General features: G+C 67.7%; 14 protein-coding genes. 1 reads left to right on the top strand and 13 read right to left on the bottom strand.

Going from position 1 to position 17,339, the window contains the following annotated elements; all coding sequences use genetic code 11:
- Positions 1 to 98: 98 nt before the first annotated feature.
- From C8D03_RS00200 to C8D03_RS00190, 3 genes are all read right to left on the bottom strand, one after another.
- A complete protein-coding gene (locus tag C8D03_RS00200; protein ID WP_108044454.1) occupies positions 99 to 3,284 on the bottom strand; it encodes an efflux RND transporter permease subunit in 3,186 nt (1,061 codons plus the stop codon).
- Positions 3,285 to 3,415: 131 nt separating this feature from the next.
- A complete protein-coding gene (locus C8D03_RS00195) occupies positions 3,416 to 4,642 on the bottom strand; it encodes an efflux RND transporter periplasmic adaptor subunit (protein ID WP_108044453.1) in 1,227 nt (408 codons plus the stop codon).
- A 55-nt stretch (positions 4,643 to 4,697) separates the two neighbouring features.
- Positions 4,698 to 5,468 (bottom strand): alpha/beta hydrolase fold domain-containing protein, encoded by a 771-nt coding sequence (locus C8D03_RS00190; protein ID WP_248308295.1) that lies wholly within the window; start codon positions 5,466 to 5,468, stop codon positions 4,698 to 4,700.
- 200 nt (positions 5,469 to 5,668) lie between these two features.
- Here C8D03_RS00190 and C8D03_RS00185 point away from each other — a divergent pair, with 200 nt between their 5' ends.
- Positions 5,669 to 6,622 carry a LysR family transcriptional regulator gene (locus tag C8D03_RS00185; RefSeq protein WP_108044452.1) on the top strand — a complete coding sequence of 318 codons (954 nt, stop codon included), beginning with the start codon at positions 5,669 to 5,671 and terminating at the stop codon, positions 6,620 to 6,622.
- A 13-nt stretch (positions 6,623 to 6,635) separates the two neighbouring features.
- On the opposite strand, the gene C8D03_RS25960 is transcribed toward C8D03_RS00185, so the two are convergent.
- The 10 genes from C8D03_RS25960 to C8D03_RS00135 form a co-directional block, all read right to left on the bottom strand.
- Positions 6,636 to 6,926, bottom strand: coding sequence for a hypothetical protein (locus C8D03_RS25960; RefSeq protein ID WP_146170009.1), 291 nt, complete (start codon positions 6,924 to 6,926; stop codon positions 6,636 to 6,638).
- A gap of 19 nt (positions 6,927 to 6,945) precedes the next feature.
- The gene (locus C8D03_RS00175) at positions 6,946 to 8,454 is read right to left on the bottom strand and encodes a carboxypeptidase M32 (RefSeq protein ID WP_108044450.1); all 1,509 of its coding nucleotides are present in this window, start codon (positions 8,452 to 8,454) and stop codon (positions 6,946 to 6,948) included.
- Between the two features lie 24 nt (positions 8,455 to 8,478).
- Positions 8,479 to 9,426 carry an AEC family transporter gene (locus C8D03_RS00170; protein ID WP_108044449.1) on the bottom strand — a complete coding sequence of 316 codons (948 nt, stop codon included), beginning with the start codon at positions 9,424 to 9,426 and terminating at the stop codon, positions 8,479 to 8,481.
- Between the two features lie 84 nt (positions 9,427 to 9,510).
- Positions 9,511 to 10,602, bottom strand: a complete 1,092-nt coding sequence (locus tag C8D03_RS00165; RefSeq protein ID WP_108044448.1) for an NADH:flavin oxidoreductase/NADH oxidase — start codon at positions 10,600 to 10,602, stop codon at positions 9,511 to 9,513.
- A gap of 131 nt (positions 10,603 to 10,733) precedes the next feature.
- Positions 10,734 to 11,150, bottom strand: coding sequence for a thiol-disulfide oxidoreductase DCC family protein (locus tag C8D03_RS00160; protein WP_108044447.1), 417 nt, complete (start codon positions 11,148 to 11,150; stop codon positions 10,734 to 10,736).
- Between the two features lie 13 nt (positions 11,151 to 11,163).
- A complete protein-coding gene (locus C8D03_RS00155) occupies positions 11,164 to 12,435 on the bottom strand; it encodes an acyl-CoA dehydrogenase family protein (protein WP_108044446.1) in 1,272 nt (423 codons plus the stop codon).
- Between the two features lie 11 nt (positions 12,436 to 12,446).
- Positions 12,447 to 13,499: a phosphotransferase family protein gene (locus C8D03_RS00150; protein ID WP_248308294.1), complete on the bottom strand. Its 1,053-nt coding sequence runs from the start codon at positions 13,497 to 13,499 to the stop codon at positions 12,447 to 12,449.
- Between the two features lie 38 nt (positions 13,500 to 13,537).
- The gene (locus C8D03_RS00145) at positions 13,538 to 14,956 is read right to left on the bottom strand and encodes a bifunctional serine/threonine-protein kinase/universal stress protein (RefSeq protein WP_248308293.1); all 1,419 of its coding nucleotides are present in this window, start codon (positions 14,954 to 14,956) and stop codon (positions 13,538 to 13,540) included.
- 74 nt (positions 14,957 to 15,030) lie between these two features.
- On the bottom strand, positions 15,031 to 15,774 hold the full coding sequence (locus C8D03_RS00140) for a metallophosphoesterase family protein (RefSeq protein WP_108044444.1): 744 nt from the start codon (positions 15,772 to 15,774) through the stop codon (positions 15,031 to 15,033).
- A 112-nt stretch (positions 15,775 to 15,886) separates the two neighbouring features.
- Positions 15,887 to 17,269 carry a methyl-accepting chemotaxis protein gene (locus C8D03_RS00135; protein ID WP_108044443.1) on the bottom strand — a complete coding sequence of 461 codons (1,383 nt, stop codon included), beginning with the start codon at positions 17,267 to 17,269 and terminating at the stop codon, positions 15,887 to 15,889.
- Between the last annotated feature and the right edge of the window lie 70 nt (positions 17,270 to 17,339).

Below are 17,339 nucleotides of genomic sequence, written 5' to 3'. Positions count from 1 at the left end.
CCGCCCGGGATCCATCGTCGAGCACGAAGCCCTTCGTTGGATCCCGGGACTTCGCTTCGCGAAGCCTAGGATGACGGCGCTCTGTTAGCGCGGCGAGCTCAAGCCGCCTCGGCCAGATGCGCCGGCTCCGGCACGGCGCCATGCTGCCGCAGCGGCTTGTTGCCGGAGAGCTTGCGCATCAGCACATAGAACACCGGCGTCAGGAAGATGCCGAAGGCGGTGACGCCGATCATGCCGGCGAAGACTGCGACGCCCATGGCCTGCCGCATCTCGGCGCCGGCCCCGGTCGACAGCACCAGCGGCACCACGCCCATGATGAAGGCGAGCGAGGTCATCAGGATCGGCCTGAGCCTCAACCGGCTGGCCTCGATCGCGGCCTCGACCGGCGTCCTGCCCTCGAATTCGAGCTCGCGCGCGAATTCGACGATCAGGATCGCGTTCTTGGCGGATAGCCCTACCAGCACGACGAGGCCGATCTGGGTGAAGACGTTGTTGTCGCCGCCCGAATACCAGACGCCCGCCATCGCCGCGAGCAGCCCCATCGGGATGATCATGATGATCGCGATCGGCAGCGTCAGGCTCTCATACTGGGCCGCCAGCACCAGGAAGACGAGCAGGATCGCGATCGGGAACACGAGCACGGCGGAATTGCCGGCGAGGATTTCCTGATAGGTCAGCTCGGTCCATTCGAAGGCAAAACCCTTCGGCAGTGTCTGGGCCGCGATGCGTTCGACCGCCGCCTGCGCCTGCCCGGACGAGTAGCCGGGCGCGGCGCCGGCATTGATGTCCGAGGCCAGGAAGCCGTTATAACGCATGGCGCGTTCCGGCCCGGTGTCGTTGCGCACGTTCAACACGGCGCTGAGCGGCACCATTTCGCCCGTGCCCGAGCGCACGCGCAGCTTGCCGATGTCTTCCGCATAGGCGCGGAACGGCGCGTCGGCCTGCGCCCTGACCGTGTAGGTCCGGCCGAACTTGTTGAAGTCGTTGACATAAGACGAGCCGAGATAGATCTGCAGCGTGTCGAAGACATCCGTCACCGCAACGCCGAGCTGGCGCGCCTTGGTGCGGTCGATATCGGCATAGAGCTGCGGAACATTGACCTGGAAGCTCGAGAACATGCCGGCGAGTTCGGGGGCGGCGGCGGCCTTCGCCATGAAGGCCTTGGTCGCCTCGTCCAGCGCCTTGTAGCCCAGCCCCGCGCGGTCCTCGATCTGCAGCTTGAAGCCGCCGATCGTGCCGAGCCCCTGGACGGGCGGCGGCGGGAACATCGCGATGAAGGCCTCCTTGATGCCGGCGAACTGGCCGTTGAGCTGCATCGCGATCGCGGCGCCGCCCAATGACGGGTCCTTACGCTCCTCGAACGGCTTCAGCGTCACGAAGACGATGCCGGCATTCGACGAGTTGGTGAAGCCGTTGATCGACAGGCCCGGGAAGGCGACGGCGCTCTGCACGCCCGGGTGCTTCAGGGCGATTTCGCCCATCTGGCGGATGACGTCCTCGGTGCGGTCGAGCGTGGCGGCATCGGGCAATTGCGCGAAGCCGACGAGATACTGCTTGTCCTGACCGGGCACGAAGCCGCCCGGCACCGTACGGAACAGCACGGCGGTCAGGCCGACCAGCACGAGATAGACCGCCATCATCAGCGTCTTGCGCGACAGGATGCGGCGCACGCCGCCGCCATAGGCCTCCGACGAGCACTGGAAGAAGCGGTTGAAGCCGCGGAAGAACCAGCCGAGCACCTTGTCCATGCCCCGCGTCAGCGCGTCCTTCGGTGCATGGTGCGAGCGCAGCAGGAGCGCCGCCAGCGCCGGAGACAGCGTCAGCGAGTTCACCGCCGAGATCACTGTCGAGATCGCAATGGTCAGCGCGAACTGGCGGTAGAACTGCCCCGTGAGGCCGCTGATGAAGGCGAGCGGCACGAACACCGCGACCAGCACGAGCGCGATCGCGATGATCGGGCCGGAGACCTCGCGCATCGCTTTGTACGTCGCCTCGCGCGGTTCCAGCCCCTCCTCGATGTTGCGCTCGACATTCTCGACCACGACGATCGCGTCATCGACGACGATGCCGATGGCGAGCACGAGGCCGAACAGGCTGAGTGCATTGATCGAGAAGCCGAACAGATGCATCACCGCGAAGGTGCCGACGACCGAGATCGGCACGGCGACGAGCGGGATGATCGAGGCCCGCCAGGTCTGCAGGAAGATGATGACGACGAGCACGACGAGCGCGATCGCCTCCAGCAGCGTCGTGATCACGGCCTTGATCGAGGCGCGCACGAACTGTGTGGTGTCGTAGACGATCGAGTAGTCCACGCCTTCCGGCATGTTCTGCTTGATCTCCTCCATCGTGGTGCGGATCTGGTCGGCGATGGTGATGGCGTTCGAACCCGGTGCCTGGAACACCGGCACGGCGACGGCCGGCTTGTTGTCGAGCAGCGAGCGCAGTGCGTAGTCCGCCGCGCCGAGTTCGAGCCGGGCGATGTCGCGGAGCCGCGTGACGGCGCCGGACGGGCTGGTCTTGACGATGATCTCGCCGAACTCTTCCTCGCTTTGCAGACGACCCTGCGCGTTGACCGAGAGCTGCAGGTCGAGCCCCGCCGCGCTCGGCGAGGCGCCGACGACGCCCGCCGCCGCCTGGACGTTCTGGGCGCGGATCTCGCGCACGACATCGGCGGGCGAGAGCCCATGCTCCGCGACCTTCTGCGGGTCGAGCCAGACGCGCAGCGAATAGTCGCCCGAGCCGAAGAGCTGGACCTGGCCGACGCCGTCGATCCGCGCCAGCCGGTCCTTGACGTTGAGGACGGCGTAATTGCGCAGATAGGTCATGTCGTAGCGGTTATTGGGCGAGAGCAGATGCACGACCAGCATCAGGTCGGGCGAACTCTTGATCGTGGTGACGCCGAGGCGGCGCACCTCCTCGGGCAGGCGCGGCTCGGCCTGCGAGACTCGGTTCTGGACGAGCTGCTGGGCCTTGTCGGCATCGGTGCCGAGCTTGAAGGTGACGGTCAGCGTCATCACGCCGTCCGTCGTCGCCTGGCTCGACATGTAGAGCATGTTCTCGACGCCGTTGATCTGCTCCTCGATCGGCGTCGCCACGGTCTCGGCGATGACGCGCGGATTGGCGCCGGGATACTGCGCCCGCACCACCACAGAGGGCGGCACCACCTCAGGATATTCCGAGATCGGCAGGATCCGCAGCGAGATCAGCCCGGCGAGGAAGATCAGGACGGAGAGCACGCCGGCGAAGATCGGCCGGTCGATGAAGAATTTGGACAGGTTCATGGCACGCCCCCCTTTGGAGCGGATGTCTTGCGTGAAAAGCGCCGTCATGCCCGGGCTTGACCCGGGCATCTCCTGCAGGAGATTCTGGGGGCTCTGCGCTTCGCTTCGCCCGAGAATGACGCGTGTATCGATCAGCGTTGTGCGAGTTCGGTCTTGGCCGGCTCGCGCTTCAGCTCGGACTTCTCGGCCATCGGCACCGCTTCCGGCGCGACCAATGCGCCCGGGCGGATGCGCTGCAGGCCGTTGACGACGATGCGCTCGCCCGGCTTCAGGCCGGAGGTGACGACGCGCAGCCCCTCATTCGAGGCTCCCAGCGTCACCTCGCGCCAGAGCGCCTTGTTGTCGGCGCCGACGACGAAGACGAACTTCTTGTTCTGGTCGGTGCCCACGGCGCGCTCGTTGATCGCGAGCCCCTGCTCGGCCCGGGCCTGGCCCATCTGGACACGGACGAACTGGCCCGGCAGCAGCTTGCCGTCAGGGTTGTCGAGCAGCGCGCGCACCCGCACCGTGCCGCTTGCCGCATCGACGCCATTGTCGACGAAATGCAGCTTGCCGGTGAAGTTCGCGGCCTCCGAGGTCGCGGTCGCGAGCCGGACCGGAATCCGGTCGAGCGCGCGCTCGCTGCCCGGCAGGCTGGCCAGCGCATCGAGCACGGTGCGCTCGTCGGCGTCGAACGAGGCATAGACCGGGTCGACCGAGACCAGCGTCGTCAGCAGCGGGGCCGAAGCGCCGGCCGCGACCAGGTTGCCGATGGTGACGCCGAGCCTGCCGATGCGGCCACTGATCGGCGCCCGGATCTGGGTGTAATCCAGATTGAGCCGTGCCGTCCGCTGGGCGGCTTCCGCGGCGCGCAGATTGGCCTGCGCCTCGCGCAGCGCATTGTAGCGGGTGTCCAGCTCACGCTGCGAGACGTTGCGGCTGGCCATCAACTGCTGGCCACGCTCATGCTCGCCGGAGGCGAGGGCGACGCGCGCCTCGGCGGCGAGAACCTGCGCCTGCGCCCGTTCGAATTCGGCGAGATAAGGCGCCTGGTCGATGCTGACGAGGAGATCGCCCTGCCTGACCAGTCCGCCCTCGCGGAAATGCACGGATTCGACCACGCCGGAGACGCGCGAGCGCAATTCGACCCGTTCGATGGCCTCGAGCCGGCCGGAGAACTCGGCCCAGTTGACGATGTCGCGCGGTTCGACGGTTGCCACCGAGACCGGAGTTGCCGGCGGCGCCGCCGGAGTGGCGGCCGGCGCGTCGCTGTGAGCGTGGCCTCCGAACAGGTTGAAGGCGAGGGCGAGGGTGGCGAGCGAGGCGCCGGCGGCGAGCCCGCCGCCCAGCAGGCCACGACGATGCGTTCCCTGAATCATGGGTTGGTTCCTTGGATGAGAGAAAGGCAAAAAGCGGAAAGGCGCGGTCGCGCGCCTAGGGCGGTGCTGTCAGGGCGTAGAAATCACTCACATGGTGGCATGCCAGGCAGAGGCAGGAGCCATTCTCGGGCGCGCCGGCATAGGCGATGGGCCATTGCGTCGGCCCAGTCTGCACATGGTGCCGCACGCTCACACCCGCTTCCTGCAGGCGTGACGCGTAAGCGGCGGCCTCGTCGCGCATCGGGTCGTCCTGCGCCGAGATCAGCAAGGCAGGCGGCAGTCCGGCGAGGCGCGAGGCGTTGCTCGGGGCGGCATAGGGATGGGCCGCCTTGTCGGGCGAACCGAGATAGTCCGACCAGCCATCGGCCCAGTGGCAGCCAACCGGCCCGGCATCGACCTCCCGGAGCGAGCAGGTGCCGAGGCAGGGGTCGAGCATCGGCGAAAGCAGGATCTGGCCGGACAGCAACGGCCCGCGTCGGTCGCGCGCCATCAAAGCGAGCGCGGCTGCGAGGTTGCCGCCGGCTTCCTCGCCCGCGACATAGAGCGGCGCCAGCTTGGCGGCCCAGCGGACGCGGCTCTTGCCGATGCCGGCGAGCGCCCCATATGCGGCCTCCAGCGCCTCGGGGAACCGATGCGCCGGCGCCAGCGGATAATCGAGCGAAAGCACCACGGCGCCGGCTTCGGCCAGCATCGTCGCGACGGCTTCGCCCTCCATCAGCGAGCCGCCGGTGAAGGAGCCGCCATGCAGATGCACGACCAGCCCGGCCTGCGCCGCGATCTCGGCCGGGGCGTAGAGCCTGGCGGCCAGAGAGGTCGACCCGGCCACAATCGTCTCCTGCCGCCAGAAGACGGAGCGAGGGTTACGGTAGGGCTGAGTGGACGTGGCGAGCATGGCGCGGCCTGTGGTGTTGCGATGCAGCACGATTTAAGAGATACTGTTGGAGCAATAAATGGCTCTTTTGTTCATTCATTATTTCCTGAGAGAAATAATAGGCAGAAGGCGATGAACCGAAGCGGAGGAGTGGAATGGATCAGCTCAACGCCATGCGCGCCTTCGTCAGGGTGGTCGAGGCGGGCACCTTCTCGCGCGCCGCGGATCTGCTCGAAATGCCCAAGCCGACGGTGACGAAGCAGATCCAGCAGCTCGAGGCGCATCTGCACGCAAAACTCCTGAACCGCACGACGCGGCGCGTCACGGTGACGATGGATGGCGCGGCCTATTACGAGCGGGCGTTGCGGGTGCTGGGCGAGATCGACGAACTCGATGCCAGCATGGCGCTGTCGCAGGCGCGCCCGAGCGGGCGGCTGCGGGTCGATTGCAGCGCCTCGCTCGCTCTGGCGGTGATCATTCCGGCGCTGCCGGCCTTCCATGAGCGCTATCCCGAAATCCAGCTCGATCTCGGCCTGAGCGACCGCCCGGCCGATCTCCTGGCCGAGAATCTCGACTGCGCCATCCGTGGCGGCGAAATTCAGGACCAGAGCCTGATCGCAAGGCGCATCGGCGAGATGTTCACGATCACCTGCGCCGCACCATCCTATCTCGCCAGCCACTGCATGCCGAAGCATCCGAACGATCTGGAGAAGGAGCATGCCATCGTCGGCTACCGCATGGCGGGCGGCAGCCGCACCTTGCCTTTCCTCTATGCCAACGGGCGCGAGAGCATCGAGGTCAGGGGCAACTACATCGTCTCACTCAACGAGGGCACGGGCTATGTCGCCGCCGCGCTGGCCGGCCTCGGCGTCATCCAGGCCCCGACCTTCATGGTGCAGGACCACATCACGGCGGGCGCCCTGGTCCCTGTCCTGACCAACTGGTGCTCGGCGCCGAAGCCCTTGCACATCGTCTACCCGCCGAACCGCCACCTCTCCAACAAGGTCCGCGTCTTCGTCGACTGGCTGGCGGAGCTCTTTGCCAAGGACGACAAGATCCAGCGGAGGTCGAGCCTGAAGCTGGGGGAAGAGATGTGCGCGGCTGAGTGAGGGGTTGCGCCGGTCACTTCTTGGCGACACAGGCTCCGAGATTTGCAACCGTACCCGCTGGGCATGTCTTCACGGCAGCGCTGGGCTGCGACATGGTGTTGAAGGACTCACAGCAGGCGCCGCGCATGAAATACCCGCTCGGGCAGCCCCCCGCCGGGTCGATGCGGTCCTTCCCGTCACGCGTCGGCCGGCAGGCATTGGCCGCGAGCGCCATGGAAGCGGTGCACAGCACAGAAGCGGCGAGCAGGGCGGCAACGATTCGGACCATGATGCGATGATCCCGCAGAGTGCGTGTCGGGTCCATGCCTCTTCGCCGCCCTCCCTCACTCTTCGCTCCCGTAACGCCGCCGCAGATGTGCCTTGAACACCTCTGCATCCAGCGGCCGGCCCGTCGCCTGCGTCAGCAGCGCATCCGTCTCCAGCAGCGAGCCCTGGCTGTGGATGTTGGTGCGCAGCCAGCCGAGCAGCCCGGAGAAATCGCCGCGGCCGATTGCCGGCAGGATGTCGGGCGAGGCCACGCAGGCGGCCTCGAAAATCTGCGCCGCCGTCATGGCGCCGAGCGTATAGGTCGGGAAATAGCCCCAGCCGCCGCTCGGCCAGTGCACGTCCTGCAGGCAGCCGAGCCGGTCGTCCGGCACGTTGACGCCGAGCAGCTCGCGCATGCCTGCGTTCCAGGCGGTTGGCAGCTCGGAAAGCGGCATCGCATCGGCGATCAGCGCCTTCTCCAGCCGGTAGCGCAGGATGACGTGGGCGGGATAGGTCACCTCGTCGGCATCGACCCGGATGAAGCCGGGCTCGACCTTGGTGTAGCGCCGCCACAGCGCGTCGGTCTCCCAGCCGGGGCCGGAGCCACCGAAGCTCTCCCGCATCAGCGGTGCGGCGAAGGCGATGAACTCACTTGAGCGGCAGGCCTGCATCTCGACCAGCAGCGACTGGCTCTCATGCAGGCTCATGCCGCGCGCGGCGCCGACCGGCTGGTTCAGGAAGCCCTGCGGCCGGCCCTGCTCGTAGAGCGCATGGCCGGTCTCGTGCAGCACGCCCATCAGCGCTTTGGCGAAGTCGGCCTCGTCATAACGGGTGGTGATGCGGACATCGTTGTCGGCCCCGCCGCAGAACGGATGCGTCGAGACGTCGAGCCGGCCGCGTTCGAAATCATAACCCAGCGCCGCCATCATCCTGAGGCCGAGCGCCCGCTGCTTCTCGATCGCGAAGGGGCCTTCCGGGTCGGGCACCTGGGGCCGCTGCGCCTGCGCGGCCAGCACCTCCTGCGTGAAGTCCGGCAGGAAGCCGGCGAGATCGTCGAACAGCGCGTCGATCTTCACCGAGCGCCCGCCCGGCTCGTAGTCGTTGAGCAGGGCGTCGTAAGGCGAGAGGCCGAGCTTCTCGCCCTTGGCCCGGCCGATCTCGCGCTGGATCGTCAGGACTTCGGCGAGATAGGGCAGGAGCCCGGCGAAATCGGCCTCGGCCCGCGCCTGTCGCCAGCGCATCTCGCAGGCCGAGATCGCCTTGCTCGAGGCCTCGACAAGATCGGACGGCAGCGCGGTCTCGACGGTCCAGACCCGCCGGATTTCGCGCAGATTGGCGCGCTCCCAGGGCCCGAGCTTCGACTCGCCGAGCCCCTCATCCGCGTCCGCGTCCGCCAGCCAGTCGCCAATCCGCTCATCTGTGATCATGCCGTGATGCATCACCCGCAGCAGCGCCATGCTCTCGGCCCGCGCGCCGGCAGCGCCTTTCGGCATCATCACGTCGTTGTCCCATTGCAGGATGCCGATGGCGTTGCCGAGCGCCGAGGCGCGGCCGAAATGGGCGGAGAGGGCGGAATAGGCGGTCATGCAAAACGACTCCGGTTTCGTCTTTCAGCCGCCGGCCCAGAGCGTCACGAGCCAGCCGGCGATGGGGAAGCTCAGGGCCGCCAGCGCAGTCGAGGCAACGACGGACAGCGCGATGACGCGCGCATCGCCTCCGGCGCGTTCGGCGAGCAGGAAGACGTTGCTGGCGATCGGCAGCGCTGAATAGAGCACGCCGGCCTTGACCCAGAAAGGGTCTAGCCGGAGCACATAGGCCATCACCACGAAGACGATCAGCGGATGCAGGATCAGCTTGCCGGCGACCAGCGGCAAGATCGATCCGAGCGGCCAGCCGCCCCGGCTCCACTGCCTTGTGGCGAGGCCCAGCGCGAAGATACCCGCGGGCGCCGCTGCCGGCCCGAGAAAACCGAGAAAACGGTCGATCGGCTCGGGGATCGTGATCTGTCCCAGTGACAGCACGACGCCGCCGAGGATCGACAGCATGAACGGATTGAAGAAGGTGCCGCGCACCAGCTTCCAGGCACTGGCGGCGAGCGAGCCGTCGCCTCGTCCGGCCTCCAGCAGCCCATAGGCGAAGGGCAACACCACGGCCCCGTCGATGATCAGGGCGATGGCGATCGGCCCGGCAGCGGCATCGCCTAGAAAAGCCAGCATCAACGGGATTCCGAGGAAGGTGAAATTGCACGCGATGAGCGCCTGCCCACGCGAGACCGCGTCGAGATAGGGCAGGCGCAACAGCTTGCGTGCGACGGCGAGCCCGACCAGCAGGACGACGATGGCGATCGCCGAGAGCGCGCCGAAGAACGCCATGTTCCAGAGCTCGGCGAGCGGCTGGCGCGCGACCACGCGCAGGATCATGGCCGGCGCCGCCACGAAGAAGGCGAAGACGTTGAGGATGCGGATGGCCTCGGGGCCGAGCCCCATCCGCCCGGACATCAGCGCGCCGAAGGCGATCACCGCGAAGAACGGCGTCGAAGTCGCGAGGAACTGGAGCATGATGTGGCAGGCGGTCCTAGAACATCGGCCCGAAAATTGGAACGCGGTTTTCGGACAAAGCCGATGAGCCAAGCCGTCCCCGGCTTAGCTGAACAGCTCCTTGTACTGGCGCGGCTGCGAGCGCAGGAACTGCGGCGCGACCTTGACGCGGGCGCCGAGATGGGCGGCCGCATGCCAGGGCCAGCGCGGATCGAACAGGATGCCGCGCGCGATCCCGACGAGGTCGGCTTCGCCCGTGCCGACGATCGCCTCGGCCTGGTCGGCCTCGGTGATCAGCCCGACTGCGATGGTCGGAACGCCGGTCGCCTGCTTCACGGCCCGCGCCAGCGGCACCTGATAGTTCGGGCCGAGCGGGATCTGCTGTGCCGTCGAATTGCCGCCGCTGGAGACATGGATGAAGTCGGCACCGCGCGCCTTCAACTCGTTGGCAAAGGCGATCGTCTGCTCGATGTCCCAGCCGCCCGCGACCCAGTCCGTGCCCGAGACGCGCATTCCCACCGGGTATCCGGCCGGGACCGCCGCCTTCACCGCCTCGAACACGGCGAGCGGGAAGCGCATCCGGTTCTCCAGCGAGCCGCCGTATTCGTCGTCGCGCCGGTTCGAAAGCGGCGACAGGAACTGGTGCAGCAGATAGCCATGGGCGCCGTGCAGCTCGATCATGTCGAGCCCGAGCCGCACGCTGCGCTTGGCCGCAGTGGCGAAGGCCTCGTTCAGCCGGGCGAGGTCATCGGTCGACAGCTCCTGCGGCGGGCGGGGATAGCTCTCGAAGCCGGCGGAGGACGGGCCGAACACCTGCCAGCCGCCCTGCTCGACGCCGAGCTGGGCGCCGCCCTTCCAGGGCTGGTCGACTGAGGCCTTGCGCCCGGCATGGGCGAGCTGGACGCCGATCGGCATGTCCGACCATTTCCGCACCGACTTCAGAACGCCGGCCAGCGCCGCCTCGTTCTCGTCCGACCACAGCCCGACATCCTGCGGACTGATCCGTCCGGCCGGCTCGACCGCCGTCGCCTCGATGATCAGCAGACCGGCGCCCGACAGGGCGAGATTGCCGAGATGGATCGTGTGCCAGTCGCTCACATTGCCATTATCCGCCGAGTACTGGCACATCGGCGCGATGACGATGCGGTTGGCGAGCGTGAGGCCGCCGATCTGGAAGGGGCTGAAGAGCTTGCTCATGGAAAGGTCTCGCCGAAAGATACCGTAGGGAATGATGGCGCGATCATCACGTTGCCCGCTGCCAAGTCCAGTCCTGCCCGCGAGCGGCAGCCATGCGCGCCGTTACGCTTCACGATGGCGTCAGAAGCGCCTCACGGCGTCTCCGGCAGGCTGAAGCGATGGCGTTGTTCGGGGTCGGGCAGGCTGCAGCTCTCCTTGCGCCCGAACAACCTGTAGCGATTGCGGGCAATCCGGTCATAGAGCCAGTCCGGTAGCGACCGCGGCAGGATGCGGGCGGCGAGAACCAGCCTTGCTGGCCAGCTGAGATGCGCGACGACGCCGAGGACGGCCTCAGATTTGCGCAGCACGACATCGTTCTCGATGAACAGGAAGCTGTCGGGCTGGTCGGGATCGACGCCATGAAGCTGCGCGAGCGCGCGACCCTCGCGCGACTGGATCGCGACGAAACGTATTTCGTGGTCGCGCTCGTGCCGCAGCGTGTACTGCACCCCGCCTGAGCAGAGCACGCAGACGCCGTCGAACAGGCAGACGGGCGGCGCGCCGGCCATGGGGGGGGCCCGGTCAGTGCGCGGGTTTCTGATAGGGCATCCGGACGCCCTGCTCGGCAAAGGTCGAGTGGCCAGATTGCTGGCGCTTCTTGATCTCGGCGCGGGCGACGGTGCGCAGATGCACCTCGTCGGGCCCGTCGATGAAGCGCAGCGCCCGGCCCCAGCTATAGATGAAGGCCAGCGGGGTATCGTTGGAGAGACCCGCTGCCCCGAAGACCTGCATCGCCCGGTCGGCGATCTTCGTCTGCAATCTGGTCGCGACCACCTTGATCGACGAGACCTCGGTGCGGGCGGCCTTGTTGCCGAGGTTGTCCATCATCCAGGCGGCGCGCAGGCACAGCAGCCGCGCCTGGTCGATCTCCATGCGGCCCTCGGCGATCCAGTCCTGCACATTGGCATAATCGGCGAGGTTGCGGCTGAAGGCCTTGCGCTGCAGCGCGCGCTCGACCATCAGCTCGAGCGCCACCTCGCATTGCCCGATCGAGCGCATGCAGTGGTGGATTCGGCCTGGGCCCAGCCGCGCCTGCGCCAGCGCGAAGCCCGCCCCTTCCTCGCCGAGGATGTTGGTGGCGGGTACGCGGACCTGGTCGAAATCGGTCTCGGTATGGCCTTCTGGAGAATGGTGATTCAGCAGCGGCAGGTTACGCATCACGCTGACGCCCTTCGCATCCATCGGCACGATCACCATCGAATGGCGCCGGTGTGGATCGGCATCGGGCGCCAGATCCGAAAGCCCCATCACGATGCAGAATTTGACGTTGGGATGCAGCGCGCCGGTGGTCCACCATTTGCGGCCCGAGATGATGTAGTCGTCGCCGTCGCGGATGATCGTGGTCTGGAGATTGGTCGGGTCCGAGGAGGCGACGCCGGGTTCGGTGATGCCGACGCAGGAGCGGATCTCGCCGTTCATGAGCGGGACCAGCCAGCGCTCGCGCTGCTCTGGCGTCGCGAACATGTGCAGGATTTCCATGTTCCCGGTATCGGGGGCGTTGCAGTTGAACACCTCCGACGACCAGTAGATCCGGCCCATGATCTCGGCGAGCGGCGCATATTCGAGGTTGGCGAGCCGCGTGCCGGGCTCATCCTGCTTCAGTGCCGGCAGGAACAGATTCCACAATCCTTCGGCTTTCGCCTTGGCCTTCAGCCCGTCGATCAGCGCCATCGGATAGCGCCCGGCCTCGACCTCATGCCGCCAGACGGCGTCGGCCGGCTGGATATGGGCGTCCATGAAGGCCTGCAGCCGCGTGCGCAGCTCCTCGACCCTGGCGGAATAGGCGAAATCCATGGCGTTTTCCTTCAGTCGCGGCCGTCGATCACGGCCTGCGCGCGCAGCGCGAAACTCTCGGCCATCTCGCCGACCGCGACGGCGTTCTCGGCCGCCGCATTGCCGGCCTTCGCGCGGGCCGCGATGCCGTCAAGGATGACGGCGAAGCGCAGCAGCGAGAAGGCGAGGTGGAACCGGCCGGGTCCCTCGCTGCGTCCCGCCGCCGCGCAATAGCGCTCGAGATATTCGGCCTGCGTCGGGATACCGAGACCCACGCGGTCGAGCCCGTCGATGCCGGCATACATCTGCGGCGTCGAATGCCAGGGCAGGCAGGAAAACGCGGCGTCCGAGAGCGGATGTCCCAGCGTCGAGAGCTCCCAGTCGAGGACGGCCACGACGCGCGGCGCATCGGGAGCGAACATCAGGTTGCCGAGCCGGAAATCGCCATGGACGATAGTGGTTTCGACGCTGTCGTCGAGATGCTCGGTAAGCCAGGCAAAGGCGCGGTCCACCGCCGCGATCTCATGCGTCTTCGTCTCGGACCATTGCCGGCCCCAGCGCGCGATCTGGCGGGCGAAGTAGTTTCCGGGCTTGCCGAAATCGGCGAGGCCAGCCGCCTGCCAGTCGAAGCCGTGCAGCGCGGCCAGCGTCTCGGCCATGGCGAAATACATCGCGCGGCGCGCCTCGGGCGCCACGCCGGGCAGGGCGGTGTCGTGGAAGACGCGGCCGTCCAGCCGTTCCATCACGTAGAACGGCGTGCCGACAACGTCGTCATCGCCATGGAACAGCACGACCGGCGGCACCGGGACACTCGAGTTCGCCAGCGCCTTCAGCACGCGGTATTCGCGATCGACCGCATGGGCGGAGGGCAGCAGCGGGCCCGGCGGCTTCTTGCGCAGCACCAGCCGCGTGCCGGCCGCCGTATAGGACAGGAAGAAGGTCGGATTCGACTGTCCGCCGCTGATCCGCTCCAGCGTCATCGCGCCCTGCGCGCGGCCAGGCAGGGCAGCGCGCAGGAAGGCATCGAGCCGGCCGGTGTCGAATTCGGGAGCGGAGGAGGCGGGGCCGGCGGACATGGCGGGCATTGTCGCGGCGCCACATCGCCCGGTCAACCGGCCCGGACTCAGGGCGCCCCGGCGTCCGGCGCGCCGCCACTCTTCATCCGCACCACCGAGACCGAGCACTGCGCCTCCGCCACGACCTTGCTGGAGACGCTGCCGAGATGTCGGCGCAGCGCCGAGGAGGAGCGGGCGCCCAGCACGATATGGTCGACATCGTTGTGCTCGGCGTAGCGCAGAATCGCGTCCGCAGCGCTGACCACTTCGATGACGTGATAGCTGACGCGCTCTTCCGGCAGTTGCAGCGAGCGAGCCCAGTCCTTCAGGGCGACGAGGCGCCCGATATAGAGCGAGCGGCCGGTCTCGTCGGCATATTTCGTCTCGGCGATCAGTTCTGTCTTCAGGACGGTGAGGCAGGCCAGCCAGGAATCCTGCCGCGCGGCGAGCAGCCTTGCCGTCTCGGCCCGGACGGCGGCGGCGAGCGCATCCGGCCCGACCGAGAGATCGACGGCCGTCAGCACCAGTCCCGGCCCGGCCCGGCGTTGCCCCGCTTCCGGCATCCCGAGCAACTGGCGCTCGTCGCGTTTCTGGAACAGTGCGAGCAGCCGCTGCCAGAAGCCGGCCGGTGCCCGCTGTCCGCGCCGCCGGGTCAGGACGACCTGGTCGGGATGGCGCAGGTCGAAGGCGATCTTGCCGGCCTCGCCATAGCGCCGGCCGCGATCGACCTCCAGGCAGCGCATGATGATCTCCTCCAGCCAGGCCGGGACGGCGGGGTTGACGGCGCGCGGAGGCCTCGGGTCGTGATAGAGGCGGCGCTTGAGGCCGGCCAGGGTCGCCGGCCGGCCGAACGGTTCCTCGCCGGTCGCGAGCTGATAGAGGATGCAGCCGAGCGCAAACAGGTCGCTGGCCGGGTCGGACCTGTCGCCCAGGACCTGTTCCGGCGCCATATACGCAGCGCTGCCCATCGGGCCCGAACTCTCGGCCCCGAACAGGTCGGGAAGCTCGGCATGGCGTGCGAGGCCGAAATCGAGCAATACGGCACCGCGCTCTGCGATGATGATGTTCTGCGGCTTCAGGTCGAGATGCGCGACGCCCTGACGATGCACGTCGGCCAGCGCGACCGCGATGGCGATGCCGATCGTCGCGACCTCCTCCGCCGGCAGCGGCGCGGTCGCGACCGTGTCGGCGAGGCTCGTGCCCGCGACCCATTCCATCGCGAGATAGGGAATTTGGTCGAGCGGCCCGGCGTTGACGAAGCGCGGCACATGCGGCCCGCTCAGCCGCTTCAGGATCAGCTCCTCGACCTCGTAGCCGACGATGACGGAGACGTCCTGGCCGGGATCGAGAAAGGGGATCTTGAGCACCAGCGGCCCGGCGACGGAGGGGTGGCTGGCGCGCCAGATCTCGGCCATGCCGCCTGACGGCAGGCGCTGTTCCAGCACGAAGCCGTCGATGATGGAGCCCGGTTCAAACCGCTGCATCATTCCCCCATACCCCAGCTCATTATTTTGGCGCATTTTCTTCACGCGAACCGGTATCCACTTCGCTCGAAAATGCTCTAGCGCCCGACCAGCAGCCGCATGCCGAGCCAGGGCGGCAGGTCGGCGGTGGCGATCTTGCGTGCGGTCTCGCGTGCATCATAGGCGACGCGCACCATCGTCACCGTCCGGGCCGCGGTGTCGAGCAGGGCGAGGCAGGCGGCAGGGTTGCCGTCGCGGGGCTGGCCGACGGAGCCGGCCACGACCACATGCCGCCGCATCGCCGAGAGCGGGGCGGGCACGTCGTCGAGAGGCGTGAACGGGACAGGCATCCGGCCGGGCAATGCATAGTGGATGGCCGGGCGGTGGGTGTGGCCGCACAGGATCAGCGCGGCGCTGCTGGCGTCGAGGCAGCGCCGGGCGGCGCCGGCATCGCTGACATAGTTCCAGCCCGGCGGGTCGAAGGCGCTGGCATGGACGAAGCTCGTATCCCCGAGATCCGCGGTCAGTGGCAGCCCGGCGAGAAAGCCGCGATGCGCCGGCGTGAGCTGGGCCCTTGTCCAGATCATGGCGGCGCGCGCATTCGGCGTCATCCTGACTGGGCCGTCGCTCGCGGCGGCTTCGTCATGATTTCCCTGGATGCAGAGCGCCCCGTCCTCGACGAGCCGCGCCGCGGTCTCGACGGCGTAGACCGGGTCCGGCCCATAGCCGACGAGGTCCCCGAGCAGGATGATCCGGTCCGGAGCCAGTTCGCGCACGGCCTCCAGCACCGCCTCGTTGGCTTCGCGATTGGCGTGGATGTCCGCGAGGACGGCGATACGCATTGGAAACGGCCCGTGGCGCTGGCACAAGACTGGCTTCGGCAGCGCCGGTCCACGGCTAACATGGCTGGCGGCCGGCTCCCAGAGCGACGAAGAGATGAGGCGCCAGGCGGCTTCACGCCGCGCGCAGATTGGCCAGGAAATGCGTGACCAGGTCGCTGATCATGCCTGCGGAGGCCTCGACCTGCACGGCCGCCGAGTCGAGCTCGATCGACATCTTCGCGACGTCGCCGATCGAGTGCCGGGCAGCCTGCGCCGAGGCGAGTCCTTCGCGCGTCCGCGTCGCCGCCTGGGTCGTGTCGGCCGCCATCTCGTTGGTGGCCGATGTCTGCTGCTGCACGGTGTTAGCGATCGAGGCCGCGGATTGCTCGAGACGCGCGATGGTCAGGCTGATCGAGTTCACATGCGCGACGCAGGATTCGGTCGCCGACTGAACCTGGGCGATCTGCGTGGCGATCTCGCCGGTCGCGCTGGCCGTCTGGTGCGCCAGCGACTTGACCTCGCTGGCGACGACCGCGAAGCCCTTGCCGGCCGGTCCGGCGCGCGCGGCTTCGATGGTCGCGTTGAGGGCGAGGAGATTGGTCTTGGTCGCGATCTGCTGGATCAGCGTCACGATCGAGCCGATGCGGCCGGCGGCTTCGGCCAGCACTGCCATCGATTCGGTGACCTCGCGCGTGTCGGCGACGGCCTCTCCGGTGATCGAGAAGCTCTGCTGCGTTTCGCTGCTGACATGGTCGAGCGCGCTGACCAGATCGTTGGTCGCCGCCACCGCGCGATCGATCCGGTCGGTGCAGGCCCGTGCGGCGTCCTCAGCCAGCGTCGCCTCCCGGTCGGCCTGGCCGCTGCGGTAGAGGCTGGTCGCGGCGTAGTTCCGCAGTGTCGTGGCCGCGATCCGCAGGCTCTCCGACAGCTGTCCGATATTGCCCTGGAAGGACGAGGCGGCGAGATGCAGCGCGTTTTCGCGCTGGGTCAGGCCGATGCGGCTCGCCCGCTGGTGGCAGGAGGTCGCGGCGAGAGCGTCGCACAGGATCAGGCGGGTCAGGGCTGCGGCTTCGGCGATCGCCTTGCGGCTGCTCAGGCGTCGCCTGCGGCCGATCTCCTGGAACAGCGGCTCGATCAGCCGCAAGGCCGTGCCCAGCCTCGTGCGGATGCCCATGGCGTCGCCGAACTCGGTCATCGTCGCCCGGTTCAGCCCCTCGGCATAGTCGTCGCCGAATTCGCCCTTGAACAGCAATTCGAAATGCCGCCGTTCGGCCTCCACGATCGGCTGGCGGTGCTTGACGACATGCGCCTTCATGTCGGCGACGGAGCGCTCGATATGGTCGCAATAGGCGGAACAGGCGCTGCCCGTCTGCGCGATGACGACAGGCAGGAGCGAGCGTGCCACATCCCGCGCCAGCGCATCGACGCCCGAGGCGAGCAGCAGCTTCTCGATGGCCGCGCCCGTGATCGCGACGGGTCTGGCACCGGATGGGACGTGGTTGGGATCGTGGGACAATGTACGCCAAAGCCGGGGAATTCGTCGGCTAAGACGGTCTCATGAATCCCTTAATGAATTTGAGGCGAAA

Source organism: Bosea sp. 124 (assembly GCF_003046175.1).
Lineage (GTDB): Bacteria > Pseudomonadota > Alphaproteobacteria > Rhizobiales > Beijerinckiaceae > Allobosea.
The sequence above is the reverse complement of the archived record's forward strand: the minus strand, read 5'-3'. Positions and strand labels throughout refer to the sequence as shown.

Coding starts and splice junctions, on each gene's coding strand:
- C8D03_RS00200 (WP_108044454.1), bottom strand. CDS start 3,284: ATGAACCTGTCCAAATTCTTCATCGACCGGCCGATCTTCGCCGGCGTG.
- C8D03_RS00195 (WP_108044453.1), bottom strand. CDS start 4,642: ATGATTCAGGGAACGCATCGTCGTGGCCTGCTGGGCGGCGGGCTCGCC.
- C8D03_RS00185 (WP_108044452.1), top strand. CDS start 5,669: ATGGATCAGCTCAACGCCATGCGCGCCTTCGTCAGGGTGGTCGAGGCG.
- C8D03_RS25960 (WP_146170009.1), bottom strand. CDS start 6,926: ATGGACCCGACACGCACTCTGCGGGATCATCGCATCATGGTCCGAATC.
- C8D03_RS00175 (WP_108044450.1), bottom strand. CDS start 8,454: ATGACCGCCTATTCCGCCCTCTCCGCCCATTTCGGCCGCGCCTCGGCG.
- C8D03_RS00170 (WP_108044449.1), bottom strand. CDS start 9,426: ATGCTCCAGTTCCTCGCGACTTCGACGCCGTTCTTCGCGGTGATCGCC.
- C8D03_RS00165 (WP_108044448.1), bottom strand. CDS start 10,602: ATGAGCAAGCTCTTCAGCCCCTTCCAGATCGGCGGCCTCACGCTCGCC.
- C8D03_RS00160 (WP_108044447.1), bottom strand. CDS start 11,150: ATGGCCGGCGCGCCGCCCGTCTGCCTGTTCGACGGCGTCTGCGTGCTC.
- C8D03_RS00155 (WP_108044446.1), bottom strand. CDS start 12,435: ATGGATTTCGCCTATTCCGCCAGGGTCGAGGAGCTGCGCACGCGGCTG.
- C8D03_RS00150 (WP_248308294.1), bottom strand. CDS start 13,499: ATGCCCGCCATGTCCGCCGGCCCCGCCTCCTCCGCTCCCGAATTCGAC.
- C8D03_RS00145 (WP_248308293.1), bottom strand. CDS start 14,956: ATGATGCAGCGGTTTGAACCGGGCTCCATCATCGACGGCTTCGTGCTG.
- C8D03_RS00140 (WP_108044444.1), bottom strand. CDS start 15,774: ATGCGTATCGCCGTCCTCGCGGACATCCACGCCAATCGCGAAGCCAAC.